The sequence below is a fragment of the Chryseobacterium sp. NFX27 genome, from assembly GCF_049887855.1.
GTDB lineage: Bacteria > Bacteroidota > Bacteroidia > Flavobacteriales > Weeksellaceae > Chryseobacterium.
In genome coordinates this window covers 1-26,970 of record NZ_JAGEKK010000025.1, presented here as the reverse complement: position 1 = coordinate 26,970, position 26,970 = coordinate 1, and the positions used below count along the sequence as shown (strand labels likewise).

The 26,970-nt window shown below is 37.7% G+C and carries 26 protein-coding genes; 16 read left to right on the top strand and 10 right to left on the bottom strand.

Going from position 1 to position 26,970, the window contains the following annotated elements:
- Positions 1-115: 115 nt before the first annotated feature.
- Entirely contained in the window at positions 116-1,396 is a 1,281-nt protein-coding gene (locus J4Q03_RS19850; RefSeq protein WP_426049847.1) for a dicarboxylate/amino acid:cation symporter, read from the top strand.
- A 208-nt stretch (positions 1,397-1,604) separates the two neighbouring features.
- Here J4Q03_RS19850 and J4Q03_RS19845 read toward each other — a convergent pair whose 3' ends face one another.
- The 6 genes from J4Q03_RS19845 to gyrB all read right to left on the bottom strand — a co-directional run bounded on the left by J4Q03_RS19845 (position 1,605) and on the right by gyrB (position 9,969).
- The gene (locus J4Q03_RS19845) at positions 1,605-2,495 is read right to left on the bottom strand and encodes a diacylglycerol/lipid kinase family protein (RefSeq protein ID WP_426049846.1); all 891 of its coding nucleotides are present in this window, start codon (positions 2,493-2,495) and stop codon (positions 1,605-1,607) included.
- A gap of 4 nt (positions 2,496-2,499) precedes the next feature.
- Positions 2,500-3,324: an RsiV family protein gene (locus J4Q03_RS19840; protein ID WP_426049845.1), complete on the bottom strand. Its 825-nt coding sequence runs from the start codon at positions 3,322-3,324 to the stop codon at positions 2,500-2,502.
- 101 nt (positions 3,325-3,425) lie between these two features.
- Entirely contained in the window at positions 3,426-5,363 is a 1,938-nt protein-coding gene (locus tag J4Q03_RS19835; protein ID WP_426049844.1) for a transglutaminase-like domain-containing protein, read from the bottom strand.
- Between the two features lie 2 nt (positions 5,364-5,365).
- Entirely contained in the window at positions 5,366-7,258 is a 1,893-nt protein-coding gene (locus J4Q03_RS19830) for a DUF3857 domain-containing protein (RefSeq protein WP_426049843.1), read from the bottom strand.
- A 266-nt stretch (positions 7,259-7,524) separates the two neighbouring features.
- The gene (locus J4Q03_RS19825; protein ID WP_426049842.1) at positions 7,525-7,950 is read right to left on the bottom strand and encodes a DUF5684 domain-containing protein; all 426 of its coding nucleotides are present in this window, start codon (positions 7,948-7,950) and stop codon (positions 7,525-7,527) included.
- 84 nt (positions 7,951-8,034) lie between these two features.
- On the bottom strand, positions 8,035-9,969 hold the full coding sequence (gene gyrB, locus J4Q03_RS19820; protein ID WP_426049841.1) for a DNA topoisomerase (ATP-hydrolyzing) subunit B: 1,935 nt from the start codon (positions 9,967-9,969) through the stop codon (positions 8,035-8,037).
- A gap of 232 nt (positions 9,970-10,201) precedes the next feature.
- On the opposite strand from gyrB, the gene J4Q03_RS19815 reads away from it, so the two are divergent.
- From J4Q03_RS19815 to J4Q03_RS19805, 3 genes are read left to right on the top strand one after another with little or no spacing between them, the layout of a single operon-like run.
- On the top strand, positions 10,202-11,545 hold the full coding sequence (locus tag J4Q03_RS19815; protein ID WP_426049840.1) for a cytochrome ubiquinol oxidase subunit I: 1,344 nt from the start codon (positions 10,202-10,204) through the stop codon (positions 11,543-11,545).
- Positions 11,542-12,546, top strand: coding sequence for a cytochrome d ubiquinol oxidase subunit II (locus tag J4Q03_RS19810; RefSeq protein WP_426049839.1), 1,005 nt, complete (start codon positions 11,542-11,544; stop codon positions 12,544-12,546). Before J4Q03_RS19815 ends, J4Q03_RS19810 begins: the two co-directional genes overlap by 4 nt.
- A 1-nt stretch (position 12,547) precedes the next feature.
- A complete protein-coding gene (locus tag J4Q03_RS19805) occupies positions 12,548-13,063 on the top strand; it encodes a ClbS/DfsB family four-helix bundle protein (RefSeq protein ID WP_426049838.1) in 516 nt (171 codons plus the stop codon).
- 37 nt (positions 13,064-13,100) lie between these two features.
- Here J4Q03_RS19805 and lysS read toward each other — a convergent pair whose 3' ends face one another.
- From lysS to J4Q03_RS19785, 4 genes are all read right to left on the bottom strand, one after another.
- Complete coding sequence (gene lysS / locus J4Q03_RS19800; RefSeq protein WP_426049837.1) at positions 13,101-14,798, bottom strand: lysine--tRNA ligase; 1,698 nt, start codon at positions 14,796-14,798, stop codon at positions 13,101-13,103.
- Between the two features lie 207 nt (positions 14,799-15,005).
- On the bottom strand, positions 15,006-15,932 hold the full coding sequence (gene rlmF, locus J4Q03_RS19795; RefSeq protein ID WP_426049836.1) for a 23S rRNA (adenine(1618)-N(6))-methyltransferase RlmF: 927 nt from the start codon (positions 15,930-15,932) through the stop codon (positions 15,006-15,008).
- A gap of 2 nt (positions 15,933-15,934) precedes the next feature.
- Entirely contained in the window at positions 15,935-16,309 is a 375-nt protein-coding gene (locus J4Q03_RS19790; RefSeq protein WP_426049835.1) for a c-type cytochrome, read from the bottom strand.
- Positions 16,309-16,533, bottom strand: a complete 225-nt coding sequence (locus J4Q03_RS19785) for a hypothetical protein (RefSeq protein ID WP_426049834.1) — start codon at positions 16,531-16,533, stop codon at positions 16,309-16,311. The genes J4Q03_RS19790 and J4Q03_RS19785 overlap by 1 nt, the downstream gene beginning before the upstream one ends.
- A gap of 195 nt (positions 16,534-16,728) precedes the next feature.
- On the opposite strand from J4Q03_RS19785, the gene J4Q03_RS19780 reads away from it, so the two are divergent.
- The 12 genes from J4Q03_RS19780 (at position 16,729) to lipB (ending at position 26,835) form a co-directional block, all read left to right on the top strand.
- Positions 16,729-17,307 (top strand): hypothetical protein, encoded by a 579-nt coding sequence (locus J4Q03_RS19780; protein ID WP_426049833.1) that lies wholly within the window; start codon positions 16,729-16,731, stop codon positions 17,305-17,307.
- 74 nt (positions 17,308-17,381) lie between these two features.
- Entirely contained in the window at positions 17,382-18,026 is a 645-nt protein-coding gene (locus tag J4Q03_RS19775; protein WP_426049832.1) for a hypothetical protein, read from the top strand.
- Between the two features lie 246 nt (positions 18,027-18,272).
- Positions 18,273-19,697 carry an anthranilate synthase component I family protein gene (locus tag J4Q03_RS19770; RefSeq protein ID WP_426049831.1) on the top strand — a complete coding sequence of 475 codons (1,425 nt, stop codon included), beginning with the start codon at positions 18,273-18,275 and terminating at the stop codon, positions 19,695-19,697.
- A gap of 67 nt (positions 19,698-19,764) precedes the next feature.
- Positions 19,765-20,334 (top strand): anthranilate synthase component II, encoded by a 570-nt coding sequence (locus J4Q03_RS19765; RefSeq protein WP_426049876.1) that lies wholly within the window; start codon positions 19,765-19,767, stop codon positions 20,332-20,334.
- A 38-nt stretch (positions 20,335-20,372) separates the two neighbouring features.
- On the top strand, positions 20,373-21,362 hold the full coding sequence (trpD, locus tag J4Q03_RS19760) for an anthranilate phosphoribosyltransferase (RefSeq protein ID WP_426049875.1): 990 nt from the start codon (positions 20,373-20,375) through the stop codon (positions 21,360-21,362).
- Positions 21,363-21,474: 112 nt separating this feature from the next.
- Positions 21,475-22,254, top strand: coding sequence for an indole-3-glycerol phosphate synthase TrpC (gene trpC, locus J4Q03_RS19755; RefSeq protein WP_426049830.1), 780 nt, complete (start codon positions 21,475-21,477; stop codon positions 22,252-22,254).
- Between the two features lie 18 nt (positions 22,255-22,272).
- The gene (locus J4Q03_RS19750) at positions 22,273-22,932 is read left to right on the top strand and encodes a phosphoribosylanthranilate isomerase (RefSeq protein ID WP_426049829.1); all 660 of its coding nucleotides are present in this window, start codon (positions 22,273-22,275) and stop codon (positions 22,930-22,932) included.
- A gap of 27 nt (positions 22,933-22,959) precedes the next feature.
- A complete protein-coding gene (locus J4Q03_RS19745) occupies positions 22,960-23,484 on the top strand; it encodes a hypothetical protein (protein ID WP_426049828.1) in 525 nt (174 codons plus the stop codon).
- Positions 23,468-24,013 (top strand): hypothetical protein, encoded by a 546-nt coding sequence (locus tag J4Q03_RS19740; RefSeq protein WP_426049827.1) that lies wholly within the window; start codon positions 23,468-23,470, stop codon positions 24,011-24,013. The genes J4Q03_RS19745 and J4Q03_RS19740 overlap by 17 nt, the downstream gene beginning before the upstream one ends.
- A gap of 4 nt (positions 24,014-24,017) precedes the next feature.
- Entirely contained in the window at positions 24,018-25,202 is a 1,185-nt protein-coding gene (trpB, locus tag J4Q03_RS19735; RefSeq protein WP_426049826.1) for a tryptophan synthase subunit beta, read from the top strand.
- A gap of 88 nt (positions 25,203-25,290) precedes the next feature.
- Positions 25,291-26,025, top strand: a complete 735-nt coding sequence (gene trpA, locus J4Q03_RS19730; protein WP_426049825.1) for a tryptophan synthase subunit alpha — start codon at positions 25,291-25,293, stop codon at positions 26,023-26,025.
- A gap of 81 nt (positions 26,026-26,106) precedes the next feature.
- Complete coding sequence (gene lipB, locus J4Q03_RS19725; RefSeq protein ID WP_426049824.1) at positions 26,107-26,835, top strand: lipoyl(octanoyl) transferase LipB; 729 nt, start codon at positions 26,107-26,109, stop codon at positions 26,833-26,835.
- The last annotated feature ends 135 nt before the right edge of the window (positions 26,836-26,970 follow it).

Here is a 26,970-nt window from a genome sequence, read left to right as displayed (position 1 = left end):
AAACTTCCAGAACCTCTATCTCCCATCTCTATTCATCATCAGTTTTAACTGACTTTCGTCATGTTTTAAGATAAAAATTCTTAATTTTCCGCGTTCAAAATCTAAAAAAAATCCTTTGAAAGCTAAAAAATTCTATCAGCAACTTTATTTTCAAGTCATTATTGCCATAGCAGCCGGTATACTCCTGGGAAGGTTCTATCCTGAACTGGGTGAAAAAATGAAACCACTTGGTGATGGATTTATCAAGCTGGTAAAAATGATCATTGCTCCGGTGATCTTCATTACCCTTACTTTAGGAATTGCTCATATGACCGATCTCAAAAAAGTCGGCCGTATTGCGGTAAAGGCAATGATTTATTTCTTTACTTTTTCCACCTTAGCCCTGATTATCGGATTGATCGTAGGTAATATTTTACAGCCAGGACACGGCTTAAATATTGATCCTGCTACTCTATCAGGCGATGTTTCACAATATCAGCAAAAGGCCCATGACACTACCCTGACAGGCTTTGTCATGAATATTATCCCGGAAACACTTTTCAGTCCGTTGGTAGGGGAAAATATACTTCAGGTCCTTCTGGTAGCCATTCTGATGGGTATTGCACTGGTTCTGACCAAAGAAAAAAGCCAAAAAGTAACGGATTTTCTACAGGATCTTTCTACCCCGGTTTTTAAAATTGTTCATATGCTGATGAAGCTGGCCCCAATCGGAGCATTTGGTGCTATGGCATTTACGATTGGAAAATACGGTCTTCATTCTGTCGTGAACTTAATATTTTTAGTAGGAACCTTCTATATCACCTCTATTCTTTTCGTTATCATTATTTTGGGAGCGGTTGCATGGTATAATGGATTCAGTATTTTCAAGCTGATGTTCTACCTGAAAGAGGAGCTTCTATTGGTATTAGGAACCAGCTCTTCGGAATCCGCACTTCCGGGAATTATGGAAAAGCTGGAAAAGGCAGGCTGTTCAAGAGCGATCGTAGGACTTGTAGTCCCTACTGGATATTCTTTTAACCTGGACGGAACAAACATTTATATGACACTGGCTTCCCTGTTTATTGCCCAGGCTCTGAATATTGATCTTCCGCTGGAAAAACAGCTGATACTTCTTTTGGTAGCCATGCTAAGCTCAAAAGGTGCTGCAGGTGTTACGGGAGCAGGGTTTGTGACATTAGCAGCAACACTGGCTGTGGTTCCTGAAATACCCATTGCAGGAATGACTCTTATTCTGGGAATCGATAAGTTTATGAGTGAATGCAGAGCTTTAACGAATGTGATTGGAAACTCGGTGGCTACGGTAGTTGTAGCCAACTGGGAGAAGCAACTGGATAAGACACAGCTGCAGTACTGTCTGGATCATCCGAGTGAAATTGAGAAGAAGCTTGAGGTTTGATATTAAGATTAAAGTGCCGGAAGCTGGAAGAGGGATGCAGAAGTTACTATTGGGCTAATAATTTCTTAAAATTAAATTAATTAGTCTTGAAGAAATTAATACCGAAGTATAATTAAATTTTACGTCCTCAATAACTTCCCCTTCCAGCTTCCTTACTATGTTATTTTTGAGATTGCTTCACTGTTTCGTTCTTCTCAAAACTGAAAAATCAAATCAAAATATTCAGACTGGCTGGTAAAACTTTTACATGAACGGGTGATTTTATCTTATTGAATTCACCGTCAAGATGCCAGTTTTTGGTCGTTACTTTAAATGAAATCTCCGAAACGGGCAGATAAGTTACATATTCATCGTCTTTCAGTCTTTTGGTAAACATCCTGAAAGCAAAAAGAGCGGAATAGGTCAGCGGAAATTTCTTTACCAGCACCATATCTACTAATCCGTCACTTTTACTTGCATTAGGAGCAATATAAGCATTGTTTCCAAACTGGCGTGTGTTGGCTATATTCAGCATCAGGTATTTCCCATTGTACTGCTGATAGGCTTCATCAAAAAATTTAACCTTGATAGGTTTATAATTGAAAAATGTCTTCAGGGATACTTTGATATAGTTTTTGAATCCCCGGTTGGTTTTTTCGAATTCTTTAACTACTTTTCCGTCAAATCCGGTTCCTGAAACATTGATAGACAGTCTGTCATTAACGGTAAAAGTATCAATCTTTCTGGATGCTCTCGTTTTAATTTTTTCTAAAAGCTCATCGAGGTTTTTACTGAATTGGGTCTCATTGGAAAAGCCGTTGCCTGATCCGGCTGGAAAAATGGCCAGAATTTTATCCGTATTAATAAGATTTCTTGCCACGGTTGAAATAGTTCCGTCCCCTCCTATGGCCACAAAAATATCAATCTGATCAAAATTTGCTCTGATAAAATCATCTGTCGCCGGAATAGATTCGGAGATATAATACAAAGGATTGTCAACCTTTTTTTGAAGTTCGTCAAGAAACGGCTGATAATTTTTTTTGGCCGAAAAAGGATTAATGATAAAAGCTACTTTTTCCATTACCGCAAAAATAGAAAATGCTTCCAGATCCGGAAGCATTAATTTACTTTATTTTCATTCTTTCTTTGAATTCTGCATTCAGTGTTCCTTTCAGTTCTTCCCAGGATACAGGAATAACAATATCTCCGGCTGCAAAAGCGGTAATTTCATACGGACTGTAATGGAAGTAGAGATTTTTCTGGTCAAAGTAGAAATTATCTGTAGCAGGAATGACTTCTACCAGCAGCATATCTGAATTCTTCACTTCGCCTTCACCGTCTGTTGTCCCGCTGTGTACTTTATTAATATTCTTCATCAATACAGCTTCAAGTTGAGCTTTTGGCATTGAAGTAATATCTTTAAGTTCCAGCTTTTTATTGTTTTTAAGGTCAAAAATCCTTTCTGAAAATCCATAATTATCGTGGGCACCACCTTCATAGGAACTCCATGCATATCCAATATGCATATAATCATTATCAGTTGAAACCAGGTTCATCTGGGTATTTGTATACCATTTCTGTGCATAGGAAATGCCCGAAAGCCAGTCTTTACTGTCACTTTTTACAGAACTGAAATATTTATTTTTCTCACCATCCAGAAAAGCCTGCAGTCCTTTTTTAGAGAAGTCTTTGATTCCTTTATTTTGAAAATAGATACTGTCCAGCAATTGTTTGTCTTTCAGCGTTGGAAAAACAAGCAGTTTGGAAGCGAAGGCTATGGTTAATGAATCTGCAATCTTTGAGGAGTCGCTCACTTTCACAGAATCCACTATGAATTTTTCCGGTTGAGAAGTTTCTGTCTGATCAGGTAGACTTGTATTTTCTCCTTTTTTGCAGGCTGAAAAAACAAGGAGGGAAGAAACTGCCAGAACGGCAATGGTGTTTTTCATAATTATATCTTTTGGGTGTGAATGCAAAAACCATTCAAAAATGAATGGTTTTGCAAAATTATTTGTATTTGATCCCATAATTGGTCTCAGAAAACTCTCCTCTATGATTTTTTAATCAGGCTTATCACCTGGTTTTCACTTTTTGAGGCAGTTCCCCAAATCTGTTTGAATGCAGGATAATATTCTTTAGGATAGTCCGGACTGGCAATTTTTGTAGTAGAGATTATTTCAAGTTTATTACCTTTCTGCTCGGCAATATAGCTGTACTCAATTTCTTTATCTTCTGTTACGATCTTTTTACTTTTAGGCATTGCTTCTATGATGTAGCCTTCCGGTATTTCAAGGGTTACTTTTTTCACCTTAGTAATTGAAGAAATAAAGTCGATGGGATATTTTCTTTCCTCGGTCTGATCAAATTCATTGGAATTTTTGCTCAGGAAAAGCATTGGATTGATGATCATTTTCTTCCCGATCTTATCGATCAGGTTGTCTGAAGAGAATTTCATTGTACTTTCGAAATCTCCATTTTCCAGAGTTTTGGTATCAATTCCCGTAAAATCTATGGAGAAGTTTTCTTTATACTGCTTTTTATATTTTTCAGCATTTTCGTCATAGCTTTCCTTGGCAAACATGGCATATGAACCGGTATCCTTATCGGAATATGTTCCGGAAATACTGCCATCTTCATTGATTTTTGCTTCTGTGGTAAGATAATTGAAACTGGTTGTCGTATTTCCCATCTGCATCAGCGCGGCTTTATCCTTAGCCATGAGAACACCATACTGATTCCAGTCTCTTGGAGGCAGATTATTCATTGACGACTGCTTTGAAGTGGCATCATAGAGATTAAGAGCATCTTTTATTTTAACAGTTGCAATAACAAAATTCATCCCGACTATGCTGGGAGAAGTCAGGTTGATCAAACCGTTGTCTACCGTGGAAATAACAAGAGGATCTGCTTTCAGCCCTGCTTCTCTAAGCATCATGACAAGCAAAAGGTTTATTTCTGCAGCATTTCCGGTTTTGGTTTCTATCAGTTTCTTTATTCCGTCTTCTGTATAAATTCCTCTGTCTTTGTTCCAGGTGAATGTATTTTTTACATAATTAAAAATGGCATCGGCTTTTTCAGCATCGGAATTGAGGCCAGAAATAAGTGTTGATACATTTTCTTTAACCAGTTTCGTTTTTTTCAGCTCTTCGCCAAAATCTTCGTCTTTATACAGCTTTTCTTTGATTTCTTCCCAGGAAGAGGAATGCATCTTAAGTTCTCTAAAATTAGTGGAATGCAGCTCTGCACTTACTTTTGTACGGTAATTCCTGTCATTTTTCACAAACTTTTCAGTTTTGAATCCTTTCAGATTTTCATACGCGAACCTATAGGTTTTAAACGGCATTCCGTACATGTTTTTTTCTTCCACCGTTCTGTATTTTGGAGACAGTGAGCCTGTATAGTTTACATTATAAGCTATATGCAAAGGGCTGTCCAGAATATATTCGGTATACAGTGAAGGAGCATCAGACTCTATGATGATCTGTGGAACTGAATATAAAAAGGGTGATGAAACTTCATACTGGTATTCTATAACCGATCCGTTCTTTACATTGGGAAAAGCAAATTTGGTAATGGTTGTATATTTGCTTTCTTTGCTCTTGTATTTTGAACTCTTATCTACTTTCGTAGCAACTGCAGTTCCGTTTTCGAGATTATATACGAAAGCTTTCATTTTATTTAAAATCTCTTCATGCCCACCATTACTTTTGTGTAGCGGAATTTCAAGATTCAACCAGTCTTCTGCTTTATCTTTATCATAGATCTTCACTCTGTAAAAAACCTTTTTCCTAAGATCTCCTGTAGAGGTATCAATATCAAAGTGTATTGATTTATATAAAATTTCCGCCGGGGCATTTTCATCCAGTGTTGATTTTGTTTTGGACAGATCAGCATTGTTAAATTTAGGGGGATCAAGAAATTCATGCTTCTGGCCGTTTATATGAAGCAAAGTTCCGAAGAAGAATGCTGTTAATATTATTTTTTTCATGGTTAAATTTTAGTCAGTAAAATTTTGGAATTATCGGTATTCAGTGTCTTTTTTCTGAAGCTTACGTAGTCGTTATATTTTTCTTTAGGGAATATTCCTTTGTTAATTTTAATGAATCGTGTCACTTTCAACGATTCGCCGTTTTTTACAATATTCAGTTGATAGGTTCCAAATTCAGAATTGATGGTAACATTCTCCGGAACTTCGTCAATTTTATAATTTTTTGGAATGATAAAATTAATTTCATATTCATCCTGGAACGACTGTCCTATTTCAAAGGGAAGCTCTCTATTTTCATCTGATTTATAATAATTGTTGGCGAAAATAGGCACTGCCCTGAAAATTAAGTTCGTTCCTGTATTTTTGGAGTAATTATTCGCCTTAAAATCCATGTTGAATTTTATCACTGCATGGTCTTTATCATTGACAAAATCTTTCATTTCAACTTTTTCAAAACTCAGAACATCAAATCTTGATTTCATGGCCTCAATTCTTTCCTTTGGTGATAAATAAACGTAAGGCAAATTATTATCATACTGACTTCCGGTATAAGCAAACTGGATTTCTCCGTTGATGCTGTTGTCTTCTGTAAGATTAATTTTTAAAATCTGTTTTTCCCTGTTCTGTTCGGCTGTATAGGTAGGTGTATTGATAAGTTCGATTCCTTTTTTGGTGACAGCAAGAACATTTCTGTCAGCGGTACTGTAGCTCAAATGGTTAAAAGCAATCTGCTGCGAAGTATTTTCCAGCCAGATATTTCCTTTTTCCGTAGGTACCATCAGGATCGCATGATTCCCACCCATAGATGGAAAATCCGGATCGAAGGACACCTGCGATGAGCCGGAATTGATCACGCAGTAATGAGAAGGAATTCCAGCCTCATTCAATAAGGTTTTCATATAATTGGTAAGGCCTTTACAGTCTCCATATCCTTTCTTCTGAACTTCATCCGGAAACATAGGCAGCCATCCTCCGATTCCCAATCCAACAAATATGTATCTGGTTTTCGACTGCATGTGCTGATAGATCTTTTTCACTTTTTCCTCCGTTGTTCCTTCCAGTTTCAAAGCAGCCACCTCAGCTTTAATGGCAGGAGTAGAGGCAGCAACAGGTTCTACCAGGTTAGTATAATACCAGGTTCCAAAATCTGTCCAAGTGTTCAATGTTCCCTGTTTGCCTTCTAAATTAAATTTAGCCAGGGCAAAGCTTACTTTAGGCAAGATCTTTTCGGGCTGAGGAAGCATCAGGGCATCGTCTATTGCCGGGACATTTTTATAGGAATAGGTTTTTTCTGTGCCATTGTCAGCTATGGACACAGAAGTATAGTTATATTTCGACGGATAAGTTTTGGTTTTAAGGTCAATCCCGGATTTATTGATCACCTTGAACTCTGCATCTTCCAAAGCTGTGTTGGGAGAGGAGAACGGCATAAAATCCGGAATAAAAATGGTGTTCTCATTCGTGATCTGATACGAGAAATCAATGGTATACGGATAATACGCAGAAGTATAGGGCAATGCCAAAATTCTGTTGTCTGAATAAAATACACCTTGGGTATTGTTGGCAAAGTCACCAAAATCTGATTTTGAAAAGCTTTTTACTTTCTTTCCGGATTCATCATACACAGTAACTTTTACATCAGAAATATTGTCTCCTTTTTGATAGGGAATATAAACCTGCGCTTTAGAATCGCCGTCCTTATTTAAAACTGTAATTACTGTATTATGCTGATATTTAATTTCATCAATTTTATTAATCTGAGCTGTTGTAAAATCCTTTCTGATTACAACATTGGCATTTTTCTTCAGATTTTCAGGAATAGCAGATACAGGGTAAGTCTGTGCAAAATATAAAGAGGCTGTAGATAAGGCCCCAATAATTATAATTTTCATCATGGTTATTAAAGTTGGGCAAAAATAATAAAAATCTTAATAAATGTTAATTTTTTATTTTAATATAAATAACAATACTATTAGAAAATACTTCATCATCAATGTCACTTTATATTATAATTTTAATAGTTTATATCTCTAAATAAGGATATTTTTATTATTTTCCTGTGAAATTATTTTACAACATTATATTTAAAATTTCAATCTGTGAATGAAGACATAAAAAAAGACTTCATTTCTGAAGTCTTTTTATCTTTTTAAGTTATTGATTATTGGTCATTTGGAATTCTGTTGCTGTCGTATTGATCACTGCTGAAAGCAAGAACAGGGATGAAAATAAATCCAAAGAAAAACAAAAGAAGGGTATAAACCGGAGTTTCCTTTCCAAAAGCTTTTGCCAGTCTGTCATTAACCACCCATGACGCATAGATATTAGCAAAAGGAATGAAAAATAAAATGATCCACCATATTGGTTTCTTGACAATATCCAGCAGCACAATCATATTATAGATGGGTACAAAAGCGGCCCACGCATCTTCCCTTCCTGCCTTCTGAAATATTTTATACATACAGTATCCATAAAATATATAGATAAGCAATCCGAAAATCATAGTCCCCATTCCCAGTCCTGCAGCTGCTGCACCCGACATTGCATCGACCCCATCATAAGGATCTGTTTGTAAAAGAGTTAACATAGTATTAATTTTTATTGGTTTTCACCAAATATAAAAAAAGCTTCTAAATATTAGAAGCTTTTTTAAATATATTTTTATTAAGAATTATGCATCAATCTTTGCATATTTTGCATTTTTCTCAATAAATTCTCTTCTTGGCGGTACCTCATCACCCATTAACATTGAGAAGATACTATCAGCCTCTACTGCATTATCAATCGTTACCTGCTTTAAAATTCTGTGTTCAGGGTTCAGGGTGGTTTCCCAAAGCTGCTCAGGGTTCATTTCCCCAAGACCTTTATAACGCTGAACTTCTACGCCTTTTCCGTCCGGAGCCATTTCCAGAGTAAATTCTTCACGCTCTTTCTCGTTGTAAGCGTACATTTTCTTGTTTCCTTTCTTTAATAAATATAAAGGCGGCTGAGCGATATAAATATATCCGTTCTCAATAAGTTCCTTCATAAATCTGAAGAAGAAGGTAAGAATAAGCGTAGAAATGTGAGACCCGTCAATATCAGCATCGGTCATGATCACCACTTTATGATATCTCAGTTTAGCCATATTCAGGGCTTTACTATCTTCTTCGGTTCCTACAGAAACTCCAAGAGCGGTGTAAATATTCTTAATCTCTTCGTTATCATATACTTTGTGAAGCATAGATTTTTCAACGTTCAGAATCTTACCTCTCAAAGGTAAAATAGCCTGGAAATGTCTGTCTCTACCCTGCTTAGCAGTTCCACCTGCGGAATCTCCCTCCACAAGGAACAATTCAGATTCTGCCGGGTCTTTAGATGAACAGTCAGACAGTTTTCCCGGAAGTCCTGAACCTCCCATCGGAGATTTTCTCTGAACCATTTCACGGGCTTTCTTAGCAGCCTGTCTTGCTTTGGCAGCTAAAACCACTTTCTGAACGATAATTTTCGCCTCATTAGGGTTTTCCTCTAAGAAGTTAGTAAGCATTTCCCCTACTATTTTATCTACAGCCCCTGAAACTTCGGAGTTTCCTAATTTTGTTTTGGTCTGTCCTTCAAACTGAGGTTCCATTACTTTTACAGAAATTACAGCCGTCAGTCCTTCACGGAAATCGTCTCCTGTAATTTCTACCTTTTCTTTAGCAGGAATTCCCAGATCATCGGCATATTTCTTCAGTGTTCTTGTTAAAGCACGTCTGAAACCGGCCAGGTGGGTTCCCCCTTCATGCGTATTGATGTTATTAACGTAAGAGTGAAGGTTTTCACTGAATGACGTATTATAACGCATCGCAACTTCTACAGGAATATCATCTCTTTCTGCTTCCATGAAGATCACATTCTCCATGATAGATTCTCTGTTTCCGTCGATAAATTCAACAAACTCCTTTAAACCTCCTTCTGAATGGAAAACTTCCATTGCGAAAGATCCGTCTTCGTTCTCTGCTCTTTCATCAACAAGAGTGATCGTAATTCCTTTGTTAAGGAAAGCCAGTTCACGTAACCTTGTTGCAAGGGTATCATAGTTGTAAACAGTTTCCTGAAAGATCGTAGCATCCGGCTGAAAGAAAACTTCTGTTCCTCTTTCAGTCGTAGTTCCTATTTCAGCAACATCTGCAAGGGCTTTACCTTCTGAATATTTCTGTTGATATAATTTTCCGTTAAGGCTTACTGTAGCCACCAATAAAGTAGAAAGTGCATTCACACAAGATACTCCCACTCCGTGAAGACCTCCGGATACTTTGTAAGAATCTTTATCAAATTTTCCACCTGCTCCAATTTTAGTCATGACAACCTCTAAAGCAGATTTTTGTTCTTTTTCGTGAAAATCTACAGGAATACCTCTACCATTATCTTTTACAGAGATACTCTCTCCTTTGTGGATGGTTACCAAAATGGTATCGCAATACCCCGCCAAAGCCTCGTCAATAGAGTTATCTACTACTTCATAAACCAAATGATGAAGACCTCTTACTCCTACATCTCCAATGTACATTGATGGTCTTAATCGTACGTGTTCCATTCCTTCTAAGGCCTGGATACTGCTAGCTGTATATTGTTTTTGACTCATATAAAAATTAATAATTTCGCGTAATGCAAAGACCTACAAATATCGTGATTTTTTTCGACTTATGAAAGTTAAAATATGTCAAAAAAAGACAGGGCTTTTAGTGAAAAAAAGAAAATTATTCCACTAGAAAAAAGGATTAAAGTTATTATCTATTTCTCAAACCTCAACTGTATTAAATCATATTATACATCCGTAATTTATCCTTAAATTTATTTACTCAAAAGTTGATCGTATGGATGATTTTATTGCAGCCCGCGCGCAGATGGCCTTGTCGCTGGGTTTTCATATCATTTTCGCCTGTGTGGGAATGGTAATGCCTTTTCTGATGGCCTTTGCCCACTGGAAATACCTTAAGACCAATAACGAAGTATATAAAGGCCTCACAAAAGCCTGGAGCAAGGGAGTTGCTATTCTTTTTGCCACCGGTGCCGTTTCGGGGACCATGCTTTCTTTTGAGCTTGGCCTTCTGTGGCCGGGATTCATGAAACACGCCGGACCCATCTTCGGAATGCCGTTTTCTCTTGAGGGAACTGCATTTTTTATTGAAGCTATTGCCATTGGATTCTTTCTCTATGGCTGGGAAAAATTCAATAAATGGTTTCATTGGTTCTGCGGATTTCTAGTCGGTCTGAGCGGACTGGCTTCCGGAATTCTTGTTGTAGCAGCTAATGCCTGGATGAATTCACCAACAGGTTTTGATTATATCAACGGACAATATACCAATATAGATCCTATAAAGGCTATGTTTAATGATGCATGGTTCCCGCAGGCTCTTCATATGACGGTCGCGGCATTCTGTGCAACAGGATTTGCCGTAGCAGGAGTTCATGCCTTTTTAATCATGAAGAAAAAAAATGTGGAATTCCATACAAAAGCATTCAGGATTGCGGCAGGATTTGCATTAATTGGGGCATTTGGAGCTCCCTTAAGTGGTGATGTAGCTGCTAAATCCGTTGCAGAAAGACAGCCTATTAAACTTGCTGCAATGGAAGCTCATTTTGAAACTGAAAAAGGAGCCCCTTTCGTTATTGGCGGAATTCCTGATGAAGAAAAAGGAGAGGTGAAATATGCAGTAAAAATTCCAAAAGTGTTAAGCTTCCTGGTGAGCAATGATTTCAACCACGAAGTAAAAGGATTAAATGATTTCCCACGTGATGAATGGCCTCCGGTAGCTGTTGTCCATTACGCTTTTCAAATTATGATCTTCTTCGGCGTGGTCATGATCATCATCGGAAGTATTTACCTGTATGCTTTCTTTTTCAAAAAGGAATGGCTGAATAAACACTGGCTTTTAAAAACATTTCTGATCGCAACACCTTTCGGATATATCGCCCTGGAAGCGGGATGGACAGTGACCGAGGTCGGAAGACAGCCATGGATTATCTATGGAATTATGAAAACGGCAGATGCTGTAACACCTATGCCGGGAATACAGTATTCATTTTACTTCTTTACGGCCATCTTTGTATCATTATCACTGATTATTATCTTCCTTTTGAGGAGACAGATCCAGATGGTTCCTAAACTTTATGACCCTACAGACGCTCAGTTTAACGATAAAAACAAAAAATCATGATCTACGTTGTTATAGGATTTCTGTGGCTTTCTATCTGCCTTTATATCATTCTGGGCGGCGCTGACTTCGGAGCCGGAATTGTTGAGCTTTTCACCCATAAAAAAGCCCGTCACAAAACAGAGCAGATCATGTATCAGTCCATTGCACCGGTATGGGAAGCCAACCATATGTGGCTGATCATTGCGATCGTTATCCTTTTTGTAGGATTTCCTGAGATTTACACGACCATGTCGACCTATCTCCATATTCCATTGGTACTGATGCTTTTAGGGATTATTGCAAGGGGAACAGCCTTTACATTCAGACATTATGATGCTGTGAAAGATAACTGGCAGGTTTTATATACCCAGATTTTCTATTATGCAAGCCTGTTGACCCCTTTCTTCTTAGGATTAATTGCAGCCGCTACCGTTTCACATTCTATCAATCCTGATGCAGTTGGATTTTTAGATCTATATATTTTCAGCTGGCTGAACTGGTTTGGGGTTTCCGTAGGTCTTTTTACAGTAGCGCTTTGTGCTTATTTAGCCTCTATATTTTCATTAAGAGAAACGCGCGATAAGGCTGATCTTACCCTGATGATCAAAAAATCCAGACAGACCATGGTATTTGTAGTGATCACAGGGATGTTGGTGTTTCTGACAGCTTATATTTCTGATATTCCTCTTGTAATGTGGGTCTTTTCAAAGCCATTAGGCGTTATGGCGATATCTTTTGCTACAGTAGCTTTGGGACTGATCCTTCGTGCTCTGCATCAGCGGAAACTGCTTCCTGTACGCGCACTGGCAGGATTCCAAATGGTCATGATTCTGGTTGCCGCTACTTACCAGCATAATCCTGATATTATCTTACTGGGAAATGGGCAGCACCTTTCGCTTCTGGAACATATGGCACCTCCGAAAACTATTAATGCCCTAGGTTGGGCATTGATGCTCGGCTCTTTGTTTATTCTTCCGTTTTTGTTTTATCTGATGGCCTCGTTCAGCAGACAGAGAAAATAATATGGTACAGTACAAAGACAAGACAGAACTTATTGAAGCAATAAAACAGTATTATCTGCTTTATGATAAAGAGTTTGATGATATTTCTGAAGACAAAAAAGACATACTGAAACCTGGAATTGATAAAAGTCCTTCACAGAATATATCGTATCAGCTTGGATGGACCCATCTTCTGCTGCAATGGGAATCGGATGAAAAGGAAGGCATAAAAGTACAGACTCCGGCACCGGGTTATAAGTGGAATAATTTAGGCGGATTATATGAATCTTTTTATAAAAAATATGGAGCTTTAAGCCTTCTCCAACAAAGAGAGATTCTGAAAAATCAGGTCAATGAAATTATAGAATGGATTAAAACTCTTGATCACGAAACTCTATTTGTTCCTGAACAGAGAGAATGGGCTACAACACCTGCGAAATGGCCAGTCTGGAAATGGATACATATCAATACTGCTGCTCCTTTTAAGAATTTCAGGACACAGCTGCGAAAATGGAAAAAAGAAACCGGTACAGAATGATTCTGTACCGGTTTTTGTTTGTTTTTATATTAAAAGCTTATGCCAGTTTCATCAAAAGAACCTCATCAATCTTATCCACTTTCACAAGATTATTCTTAGTCAAAGTTTTAGATGCTTTATCCCATTTTTTACCGGATAACTGGCTTCTTTCTTTCACTTCGGCTAAAGTAAACGGTTCTTCCTGAGAATTAAGGATCTCAAGAATCACCTTTTCATCCTCACCCAATTCAATCTGAGGAACAGTTTTTTCAGGTCTCATCTGAGGGAAGAATAATACTTCCTGGATGGATGCGTTGTTTGTAAGGAACATGATCAGTCTGTCCATCCCGATTCCTAATCCGGAAGTTGGAGGCATTCCATATTCCAGTGCTCTCAGGAAGTCCTGGTCGATAAACATTGCTTCATCGTCCCCTCTTTCGGATAGAGCCATTTGGGATTCGAAACGCTCTCTCTGATCAATAGGATCATTTAACTCGGAATATGCATTGGCAATCTCTTTTCCGCAAACCATTAATTCAAAACGCTCTGTTAAGCCTTCTTTGCTTCTGTGTTTCTTGGTTAATGGAGACATTTCAATCGGGTAATCCGTAATGAAAGTCGGCTGTATAAAGTTTCCTTCACACTTTTCACCGAAGATCTCATCAATCAGCTTTCCTTTACCCATCGTTTCATTTACATCAATTCCGATAGATTTAGCAAAATCAAACAGTTCCTCTTCAGTCTTCCCGGTGATATCGAAACCTGTATATTTTTGGATCGCTTCCGTCATAGAAACTCTTGGATAAGGCGCTTTCCAATTGATGGTATGCTCTCCGAAAGTAGATTCCGCACTTCCATTCACCTGAACTGCACAGAATTCCAGAAGTTTCTCCGTGAAATCCATCATCCAGTTGTAATCTTTGTAAGCTACATAGATCTCCATAGCTGTAAATTCAGGATTGTGCGTTCTGTCCATTCCTTCATTTCTGAAGTTTTTAGAGAACTCATATACCCCGTCAAAACCTCCGACGATCAGTCTTTTCAGATATAGTTCGTTCGCAATTCTTAAATATAAAGGAATATCTAAAGCATTGTGATGCGTGATAAATGGTTTTGCTGCCGCTCCTCCCGGAATCGACTGTAAAATAGGGGTCTCCACTTCAAAGTATCCGGCATCATTGAAAAAAGTTCTCATCGCATTGAACATCTTTGTTCTTTTTACAAAGATTTCTTTTACCTGCGGATTAACCGTTAAATCTACATAACGCTGTCTGTATCTCAGTTCAGGATCTGTAAATCCGTCATGCACTACTCCATTTTCGTCAGTTTTTGCCTGAGGAAGCGGACGTAAAGCTTTGGTAAGAAGCGTAAAGTTTTTTACCAAAATCGTCATTTCACCTACCTGAGTAGTGAATAAAGTTCCTTCGATACCGATAATATCACCGATATCCAAAAGGTGCTTATAGACTTCATTATAAAGCTCTTTATCTTCACCCGGACAGATTTCGTCTCTGTTAAAATAAACCTGGATCTTCCCTTTAGAGTCCTGCAATTCAGCAAAAGAAGCCTTCCCCTGAATTCTGCGGGACATCAATCTACCAGCGATCTTCACCTGTTTATTCTCAGAAAAATCCTGTTTTATAGATTCTGTAGTATCTGTAATCGTATACTCTTCCGCAGGGAATGCATTAATTCCCATTTCAGTAAGCTTATTCAGCTTTTCTCTTCTAATGATTTCTTGTTCTGATAATTGCATTTCTTATTTTTCTAAAAGCGTACAAATTTAGGCATTTTTAGTGATTTGTCAATTATGAATTGTGAATTTGCTTGCCGGCGGAAATTATCACTGACTATTAGCGGATTAAGCGTGAATTATCACTGGTGAATCTGCTTCACCATGATTTTTTTGGTAGGATTATCATTGACCTTTGACTTGCGCAGCAAAAATTGACCATTGACATTTTTATATCCACCCCTTCCTCTCCTTCTCAGGAATAAATGTCCAGGCCAGCATCCTGCTCACTTTTTGTCCCTGAGCCATATCAATAGTTTTGACATCTAATGCTTTGACCTTCTTTAAAAGTGTGGTCAATTTATAAAGATTATCTTTTTTAGATACCAAGCATGTAAACCAAAGGATCTGGGAGGAATACAGAGTACTTTCTTCAATCATTTTTGAGATAAAAGCAATTTCTCCACCTTCACACCACAATTCTGCCTGCTGTCCGCCAAAATTAAGGAGAGGCTTTTTAGACTTTGATGTATTGATATTCTTTGTTTTTCTGAGATTTCCCTTTAGCGCAGATTCTTCGGAATCATGGAAAGGAGGATTACACATAGAAAATGTAAAACGGTCACCAGATTCAATGATATTTTTAAAGATATGATTGGGATCAGACTGTTGTTTTAATTGAATAACAGGTAACAAATCTGGATTTTGATCTAAAATATGCTGTGCATTTTCCAAAGAATCCTTATTAATATCTGTCCCAAAAATTTTCCAGCCATAAGATCTGTGAGCCAGTAAAGGATAAACAAGGTTTGCGCCTGTTCCGATATCTAAACCAGACACAGAAGCTCCTGTCGGGATTTCAGGTTGGTATTCGGCGATAAGATCGGCGATATAGTGGATATAATCAGCCCGTCCGGGAATAGGAGGACATAGATTGGTTTCGGGAATATCCCAGTTTTTGATATGATAAAAATGTAAAAGTAATGCCTGATTAAGCAGTTTTACCGCTTTGGGAAGACTAAAATTAATGGTCTTTGTTTCATAAGCATTGACGAAGACATAGTGTTTCAGTTCTGGCACACAAGAAATAAGCTGATCAAAATCATAGGGATTGCGATGCAGATTTCTTGTGTGCAGACTGGATTTTTCGGTAGCCATATTTATTTTTTCTGACTCAGAATATATTCTACCATTTTTTTAGCATCTTCTTTAGATACCTGTGGATGAGGAGCCATCGGAACGCCACCCCAAACTCCGCTTCCCCCTTCTATGATCTTGGAAGCCAGCAGTTCAATATCTTTTTCAGAATACTTTTCTGCGATTTCCTTATAAGAAGGTCCTATCATTCTCTCATTGACGGCATGGCATCCTGAACAGTCTAATGTTTCGATGATCTGGTCACCTGAAAGATTAGTCTTTACCGGTTCCGAAACAGCGGATGTTTCGGAAGGCATACTCGGCACCTCCGTATTTTCTTTTTTAGAACAGGAAAGGATCAACAATCCCATAGTTCCTGCCAAAAGGAATTTCTTCATTATTTTTTTGCTGCAGCAGAATCTGTTTTAGCGGCTTCAGGAGTAGCTGGTGCAGGTGTTGTGGATGCATCCGGAGTTACTTTCTTAGCTGTAGAATCCACCACAGTTGTAGCCTCAGGTTCTTCAAGCATAGTGTTGCTGTCCTGTAAATTATTTTCCGGTTTCTTAGAACAGTTTACGACGAATAAACTTCCGATAAATGCAAGTGCTAATACTTTTCTCATTATTTTTTCTATAAAATTTACACAAAAATATAAAAAATAAGCTTTGGAATTAATGACATTTTCCCATTTAATAATATTTTTGCTGTATTAAAAAAAATGATATTATAACTAAAAGATCATTTTTCAGATATAATATCCGGATGTTAAATCTCCATACGTTGTTAATTTCACTTCCGTTTATCAGATAAATCAAAAATGAATAACAACTATAATTACAATAAAGAAAAAAAGTTAAATAGTAAACTTATCTGGGTTTTATTCATTTTGAGTTTTATTTTTCTCTTCGTTTCAATTAAATATTCTTTATCCAAATTGCCAAATACAAACAGCATTACCGAAATAAAAGGACTTTTAAAAGATTTTAAAATAAATAGAGGAAGAAGGGGAGGTAATTTCTTAACGATCAAATTAAATGAGTATCCTGAAATTAATTTTATAATTGGAAGCGTCTCTATGAGCCAAATATACTACCAAGAATTTGTGACTGAAAATAAATTGGGAGACTCAATTAGCCTTTTTATCGAAAAGCATCAGTATAACAGAAAAATATTAAAATCAGAAAAGATTCCATTTCCGGAAAAGTATTTACACAAAAACAATATAAGTATTGTGGAACTTCATAGTAAGAACACAGAATATTTATCTTTAAATGATTATATTAAAGTAAATCAAAACAATAATTATCTAGCAATTGCATTTTTTGGATTTTTGGGACTCTTAATGTTGCTTGTTGGAATTAAACATTTAAAATATTATAATACAAAATTCCGGTAAGAAAGTTAATTTTCGCTATATGTTTTTTATCTGTTTAAATTTTTTAACTTAGTAAAAAATAGCTTGCTCATCAAATGATTTTTATCTCCAAAATTCTGTTTTTCACCAGTCATCATGGTTTTTACACGGTGATCATACTTCTGATGTTCTTTGGTCTGCTTTCATTCGTGACAAAAAAGGCATGGTTCCTGGCACCAATTCTTCCTCTTGCTATTCTGAACGGTGTTGCCGGACAGTATCTGAATGCCTGGTTTTTAAATAAATACGGTGTAGAAAGTACAGCTGTCATTACCTCTGATGTGGAAACCAATTCCACGCTGAATGACATGTACATTCATGATTATGAAGCCATTGTAAAAAAGCAAGACGGAAAATATACCTCAACGTATTTCTCCACGACGAGTGCCGCAATCTACCCTATTGAAAATGCCATCAGGATTCCAAGGATGGAACAGCATTTTCCTGTAAAATATATTCCGGGATATGAAAAAAACATGGTGATTCTTTATTATCAGTCTGAAGAAGGAAATGCCTTACTAAAGTATGAAAAAATGGCTCCGGTAAACTCTGCGAAGATCAAATATGAGGCCGACAGAACCAATAAGGAATTCATTGAAGAATATATTTCTGCTTTGGAAGATTATGTAAAATCCTATGACAGTGAGGAATACAGAACAAAAATTGAGGAATTAAAAAAGGAGCTGAAGCAGCTTGAATAAGGCATCTACATTTTAAGTTATTTTATTTTTGGCCTTTTTTTGTTTTTATATTAAAAAAATCTCTACATTTGTCACATGTTTAATATGAGCAACAATATTTGGTGGTGGCTTTCAAACTCTTCGTCGGGTCTGAAGGTATTGTCATGTTGCTAACGAGATAGCAAAATAATAAATATACAATATATAGGCTTTGACGGATTCCGTTGAAGCTTTTTTTATTTCATCCAAACAAAAAATACAAGTCAGATGACCACTCAGAAAATAAAAATAAAAACCGATTCCAAAAAAACACTGGGAGATCTTTATACTCCCATGAATATCTATCTTCAGATCAGAGACCGGTTCCGGGATACTATTCTTTTGGAAAGTTCAGATTCTAAGAATATTGACAATAATTTCTCATTTATTGCAGTGAATGCCGTTGCAGGAATTGAGGTTAAGAATCTTACTGAATTTGAAATCAAGTTACCGGGTTCAGATCCTGTGAAGCAGCTGATAGGCGAACGCAATATCACTGATATTTTTGATGAATTTCAGAGTATTTTCGAATGTGAAATCACTCATGATCCTATTGAACAGACCGCTCAGAGTCTTTTTGGATATACCAGTTTTGAAGCCGTACAGTTTTTTGAAGACATCAGCTTAAAGCCACAGAGCCCGGAAGTAGAGATTCCGATTCTGCGTTACAGATTATACCAATACGTTATTGCCATCAACCATTACAATGACGAGATGCATATCATTGAAAATCAAATCCCTGGATTAAAATCTGAACTTTATCTGTTGGAAAACCTGATCAGAAATCAGAATACTCCGGTTTATCCTTTCGAAAAAACCGGCAGCGAAACCTCTAATCTTACGGATGAAGAATACATTGAGCTGGTAAAAACGGCGCAGAAACACTGTATGAGAGGTGATGTTTTCCAGCTCGTTTTAAGCAGAAGATTTGAACAGAAATTCAAAGGGGACGAATTCAACGTATACCGTGCCCTTAGAAATATCAATCCTTCTCCCTATCTTTTCTTTTTCGATTACGGAGACTATAAATTATTCGGCTCCAGTCCGGAAAGCCAGCTGATTATTAAAGACAATAAAGCCATCATTCATCCTATTGCAGGAACTTTCAAAAGAACCGGGCATCTGGAAACCGATCTCCAGTCTATTGAAGCTTTAAAAAATGATCCGAAAGAAAATGCAGAACATACCATGCTCGTAGATCTGGCAAGAAATGATCTCGGAAAACTGGGCAAAAACGTAACCGTTACCAAACTAAAGGAGATCCAGCTTTTCTCGCATGTTATTCATATGGTAAGTGAAGTCACAGCTGATCTTCCTGAAAACCTCAATCCTCTGGATATGGTTTCAGCAACTTTTCCTCAGGGAACTTTAAGCGGGGCACCCAAACATAAAGCTCTTCAGCTGATCGATCAGTATGAAAAGGATTCCAGAGGCTATTATGGCGGATGTATCGGCATGATCGGACTGAATGGCACCTGCAACCAGGCGATTATGATCCGTACCTTTTTAAGCAGAAACAACACGCTTTATTACCAGGCAGGAGCAGGATTGGTCGCAAAATCTGTCCCTGAAAATGAGCTTCAGGAAGTGAATAATAAATTGAATGCTCTGAAAAAAGCAGTCGACAAAGCGGGTAAAATAGTGTTGAGCTAAGAGCAATCCAACAATTAAAAAACAAAAAATGAACAACGATATAAATCAACCGGCAGCCAATGGACAACTGAAAGTTCTGGTTTTTGATAACTACGACAGCTTTACGTACAACCTTGTCCAGATTATCGAAAGAATTCTGGATCAAAAAGTGGACGTGGTAAGAAATGATCAGATCAGTTTGGAAGAGATCGGGAAGTATGATAAAATTATCCTTTCCCCGGGCCCGGGAATTCCCGAAGAAGCAGGAATTTTGCTGGATCTGATCAGAGAATATGCACCTACAAAAAGTATTTTAGGCGTCTGCCTCGGACAGCAGGCTATTGCTGAAGCGTTTGGAGGAAACCTGATCAATCTTTCTGAAATTTTTCATGGTGTGGCTACTTCTGCCGAACTGGTGAAAGAAAATACCAAAATTTTCAGGAATCTGACTTCAGGAATGGAAGTGGGAAGATACCACAGCTGGGCAGTGAATCCGGAAGGTTTTCCTGAAGAACTTGAAATCACGGCTGTAGACAAGGACGGAATGATCATGGCATTGCAGCATAAAACCTATGATGTTCACGGCGTACAGTTCCATCCTGAAAGCATTTTAACTCCTGATGGAGAAGTTATTATCAGAAATTTCCTTTTACCTTGAAAACTACAGAAACACCCAACCCTATAAAAGCCCCACAGATGAAAGAGATCCTCCAATACCTGTTTAACCATCAAACCCTGTCCAAATCTGAGGCAAAGGCTACGATGATCGAAATCGCCCAGAATAAATTCAATGATGCAGAAGTTACAGCCTTTATCAGCGTTTTTCTGATGCGGAATATTACTTTAGAAGAACTGAAAGGTTTCAGGGAAGCCCTGTTGCAAATGGCAGTTCCTGTACATCTTAATTTTGAAGATACCCTGGATATCGTAGGAACCGGTGGCGATGGAAAAAATACGATCAATATATCCACTCTGGCGAGCTTTGTCGTTGCAGGAACCGGTCAGAAGGTGGCCAAACACGGAAACTATGGAGCTTCTGCTACCACCGGATCATCCAATGTGATGGAAGAGCTTGGCTATCAGTTTAAAAATAATTCAGATCAGCTGAATAAAGATCTTGAGAAAGCCAATATCTGCTTCCTGCATGCTCCCTATTTCCATCCTGCATTACAGTCTGTCGGTGCTTTACGGAAGGCTTTAGGACTGAGAACATTTTTCAATCTTCTGGGCCCTCTTGTCAATCCTGCCAAGCCGAAATATTCCGTAATCGGGGTGTATAATCTGGAAATTGCAAGAATCTACCAATACCTTCTGCAGAAAGAAGAACGGGAGTTTATTCTTGTACACGGCCTGGACGGATATGATGAAATAAGCCTTACGCAGGACAGCAAGATTATTACAAAAAGCGGTGAAGAAATTTATTCTGCTGAAGATCTGGGATTTGAATCTGTAAGTCCCGAAAGTATCAAAGCCGGTGAAACTCCTCAGGAGTCAGCAAAAATATTCAGAAATATTCTGGAAGGAAAAGGCTCGGAACAACAAAACGCGGTGGTTCTCGCGAATGCATCAACCGCTCTTTTCCACACTAAGAAATTCGGAACCTATGAAGATTGCCTTGCACTGGCAAAAGAAAGCCTCGAAAGCGGAAAAGCATTAAGAAGCCTTGAATTACTGGTGAATGGCTAATACCTGATAATTAATTAGTTGCTTGTGCTTGTTGTCAGTTATAGTGAAAATCTTAAACTATTCTCCCGCACATCTAACTTCTAATTTCTAACTTCTAACTTCTAGTTAAACAATGACAATACTGGATAAAATTATTGAAAGAAAAAAAGAAGAAATTGCCGTTTCGAAAGCGAAAATTTCAATTGATGATCTGAAGAATTCTGAATTTTTTGGAAGGCAAAGTTTTTCTTTAAAAGAATCTGTAAAAAACAAAAGCGGAATTATTGCCGAGTTTAAAAGAAAATCTCCTTCAAAAGGAATTATTAATGATCAGGTTCAGCCCTTGGAAGTGGTTTCTGCCTATGAAAATTTTGGAGCATCCGGAATTTCTATTCTGACTGACACTGATTTTTTTGGAGGAAGTTCTGATGATATTTTAAATATAAGGAACCATATCCATATTCCTGTTCTCAGGAAAGATTTTATGGTAGATGAATATCAGTTTTATGAAGCCAAAAGCATTGGCGCGGATGCTGTTTTACTGATTGCAGCCTGCCTGTCTCCCGGCCAGGTACAGGAATTTACAGAACTGGCGCATCAGCTGGATCTTGAAGTCCTTCTGGAAATTCATACAGAAGACGAGCTGGGACATTTCAATTCTAAAATTGATCTTGTCGGTATCAATAACCGGAATTTAAAGGATTTTAAGGTTGATCTTCAGCATTCCGTTCTTTTAAAAGATCAGCTTCCGAAAAATGTTCTGTCTGTTGCAGAAAGCGGCATTTATACTATAGAAGATTTTAAATATTTAAAGGAAAAAGGATTTGACGGTTTTCTGATGGGAGAATACTTTATGAAGAATGAAGATCCGGGAGACAAATTCGCTGAATTTGTTTCTAATGTAGCAAAGTAACAGTTTATCAATCTAGCAATGAATAAAAACCTGCGGCCAAAACTAAAAGTGTGTGGATTGACTCAATTAAAACAGATTCACGAACTGATTCCTATGAAAACAGATTTTCTCGGTTTTATTTTTTATGAAAAATCGCCAAGATATGTTTTGAATCATTTGAGTCTGGAAGATATTTCGAAAATCAGTCATCCGGGAAAGACGGGAGTTTTTGTCAATGAAGAAATCGGTATCATTACAGATATTGCAGAACAAGCAGGATTGAATCTTATTCAGCTTCACGGTGATGAAAATGAAGATTTTGTGATCAGATTACAACAAAATATCAGATCGGAAATTAAAATTATAAAGGTTATCAGGATCGGAAGCAATAATGAAGAAACGAAGGAAAAAATAGAAAAAACAATCAGCTCACATGTTTCAGTTGTCGATTATTTTCTCTTCGATACAGACAGCAAGGCGTTCGGAGGTACAGGAAAACAGTTCGACTGGACGGTCCTGAATAAGATGGAAATTCCACTTCCCTATTTTCTGAGCGGTGGAATTTCAGAAGAGAACGTTGAAAATATCAGTCTTTTGGACAAGAAGCCTTTTGTGGTAGATATTAATTCAAAGTTTGAACTGGCACCGGGAATTAAAGACCTGGAAAAAATAAGAAAATTAATTTCGAAAGCGTTCTGAAAGAACTGCTAAAAAATACACACAAAGATGATGAACATACATCTGCTTAAAAAAACATTTTATAAAACCTTATTTCCGCCTAAATTCGGGAATGAAAAAATTCAGGCTCTGTACAATTTTGTTTCACAGAATGACAGCGATGCAGAGAACTGGACTATGGACAAACAGTTACAGGAATTTATAGATATTATCAAAATTTTTGATGGTGATGATATCCAGTATTTCTTTGAAAGAATCAGTCTGTGGAACAGCTATTATCTTGTGATTATATCTGATAAGTTTTTAGATAACCACGTCAAAACGAATGTAAAATACGATCTGGGAAAGATTTATGCTAAAATTTTTCTGCTTTATGAAGATTCCGATCCTTATTTCTTAATTGACAATCTGGAAATTGCCGTTACCATGTATGATTCAAAGATAGATGTTGCCACCTTAATTGACCTGATGAGTAAAATTGAATTGCTTCATCATAAAAAACTGATCACCAGACAGCAGCGGAATTATAATATAGAATTTATCAACAGTTTAACCGATGAATTATCAAATTAAAAAGTCAAGTGAATTAACGGATCACGAAACGCAACACATTTTAAGCCTTTGGGATGTCCCTGAGTGGAGCGGAATGCCCCCATCAGACTTCCGCAGCTCCTTTAAAAACTCGGAATTTCATTTCATATCAGGATCTGAAAATGAAATACTGGCAATAATCAGGCTTAACCTTGATTTTGTCTTAGAGATCTCCGGAAAGCAGTATCCTTTTGCTGAGGCTGTAGGATTGGTTTCTGCTCAGAAAAAAAGAGGATATGGGTCACAAATTGTTCATGTTTTTAAAGAAAATATGATTCAGAGGAAAATTGAAACCATTGGCTTCTGTTATGCTGATTTGAGACCTTTTTATCAAAAATGTAATATTGAAATTCTGGAAAACAAGGCTAAAACTATTCTTGAAACTAGTGAAAACAGATGGATCAGCTCTGAAGACGATGATATTTTGATTTTTAATATGTCCGGAGAAACCCGGGAACTCCTCAGACAGCTTAGCCCGGAAAAAAATGCTTATTTAATTGCTAAAAAATAATACTATGAATTATAAAAACCCTAATGAAAACGGATATTATGGTGAATTCGGAGGTGCTTTCATCCCTGAAATGCTTTATCCTAATGTAGAGGAGCTGCAGAAAAACTATTTGAAGATCATAGAGTCTGAAGAGTTTCAGGATGAGTATCAGGACCTGCTTAAAAATTATGTCGGACGTGCGACACCACTCTATTTTGCTAAGAATTTAAGTCAGAAATACCATACTCAGATTTATCTGAAAAGAGAAGATCTCAACCATACCGGAGCCCATAAGATCAACAATGCTTTGGGGCAGGTTTTATTGGCAAAACGACTTGGAAAAACAAGGATTATTGCAGAAACTGGAGCCGGGCAGCACGGCGTGGCAACGGCTACGGCCTGCGCCTTACTGGGGCTGGAATGTATCGTTTATATGGGCGAGATCGATATCCAACGACAGGCTCCTAATGTAGCAAGAATGAAAATGCTGGGTGCAGAAGTGATTCCGGCAACCTCAGGCTCCAAAACCCTGAAAGACGCAGTCAATGAAGCTCTTAGAGACTGGATCAACAATCCTGTAACAACCCATTACGTGATTGGAAGCGTGGTAGGACCTCATCCTTTTCCTGATCTGGTGGCCCGGTTTCAAAGCATTATCTCAAAGGAAATCAGAGAACAGCTGAAAGAGAAAACCGGAAGAGAAAACCCTGATTACGTAATTGCCTGCGTAGGCGGAGGAAGCAATGCTGCAGGAACTTTTTATCATTTCGTCGAAGAACAAGAGGTGAAGATTATTGCCGCAGAGGCTGGCGGATTGGGCGTAGATTCCGGAAAATCTGCAGCCACAACTTTTTTGGGAACCCTGGGTGTTCTTCATGGAAGCAAAAGCCTTGTGATGCAAACCGAGGACGGACAGGTGATTGAACCTCATTCTATCTCTGCGGGACTTGATTATCCGGGAATCGGGCCTTTCCATGCTCATCTGTTCAAGGAAAAACGGGCAGAATTTTTCAGCATCAATGATGAGGAAGCTTTACAGTCTGCTTTTGAATTAACAAAACTGGAAGGAATTATTCCTGCACTGGAAAGCTCACATGCTCTGGCTGTCTTAAATAAAAAGAAATTCGGTGAAAACGATATTGTTGTCATCTGCCTGAGCGGACGTGGGGACAAGGATATGGAAACGTATTTAAAAGAAATTAGAAGTTAGAGATTAGAAATTAGTCTTTTGACAGCTTCAATTTATAATACTCCTCTAACTAACTTCTAATCTCTAACTTCTAACATCTATTATAACAATGAAAAAACTAAATATATATTTCACAGCAGGAATTCCGCAACTGGAAGATACCGCTGACGTTATACAACTGATTCAAAATTCGGGAGCTGACATGATGGAAATCGGGATGCCATATTCTGATCCTGTAGCAGACGGTCCGGTGATTCAGCAGGCACACGAACTGGCTTTAAAGAACGGAATGACCATTGAAAAATTGTTCTCACAGCTGAAAACAGTAAAGAATGACATTCACATTCCCGTTATCCTGATGGGATATATCAATCCTGTTTTGAGTTTTGGATTTGACGAGTTTTGTCGTGAATGTTCGGAAAGCGGAGTTTCAGGACTGATCATTCCTGATCTGCCACCTATTGAATTTGAAAACAATTATCAGCAGATTTTAAAAAAATACAACCTTAATTTCACGTTTCTCGTTACTCCCGAAACTTCTGATGAAAGAATTCTGTATCTAGATTCTTTAAGTTCCGGATTTTTGTATGCAGTAAGCTCTTCATCTACGACAGGAAATGACAATGCTGTTCTGAAAAATGAAAACTATCTGTCTAGGCTGGCCTCTCTTCCTGTTAAAAATCCTGTGATGATCGGTTTCGGAATCAAATCCAAAGATGATTTTGAAAATGTCACGGAAAAAGCTGCCGGCGGAATTATAGGAACAGCTTTCGTTAACACCTTATTGAACCATAAAGACTGGAAGAATGCTGCCATAGATTTTATCCATGCTGTAAAAGGGTAAAATTCACTAAATTTGTATGTCAAAAAATGGTTTTGGAATTACAGTTTCATATAACCATTGCAAGAAAACAGACATCAACGTATGAATACAAATCAAAATAAATCGGTAGAATTTGAAGATCTGGGTATAAAAGAATATCAGCCCGCCTGGGATTACCAGGAAAGCCTGATGAAAAATATCATTGATACCAAGATAAAAAACCGTGATTTGCCGGCTGAGCAGCACATCACGACTCCAAATCACCTGTTATTGGTAGAGCATCCTCACGTTTATACATTGGGGAAAAGCGGTCATGAAGAAAATATGCTTGCAGGTATCGACAAGCTGAAGGAAATAGACGCTACTTTCGTGAAAGTGAACCGTGGCGGAGATATTACGTATCACGGATACGGACAGATCGTTGGCTACCCTATTCTGGATCTTGAAAATTTCTTTACAGATATTCATCTGTATATGAGAAACCTGGAAGAAGTGATCATCAGGGCTATTGGTGAATTCGGTATTAAAGGTGAGCGTTCCCCGGGAGAAACCGGTGTATGGCTGGATGTGGGAAAACCTTATGCCAGAAAGATCTGCGCGATGGGTGTAAAAGCCTCGCGATGGGTTACCCTGCATGGTTTTGCGTTGAACGTGAATACGGATATGCGGTATTTTGAATATATTGTTCCGTGCGGGATTAAAGACAAGCAGGTGACTTCTGTAAAAAGAGAACTTGAGAGAGAACTTTCTCCTGAAGAAATGGAAGACCTGAAAGCAAAGATCAGAAAGCATTTTGCAGAGGTTTTCGGAGCTGAACTTGTTCATAAATAATTAAAATTTTGTCTCGTCCTGAAAATCCGATACAGATTAAAGGACAAAAATAAATAATTAAACCAGAGCAAATTTGTTTTTGCTTTGGTTTTTGCTTTTATAAGTTTTCATTTTGATTTCCTTTTGTTTATGCAT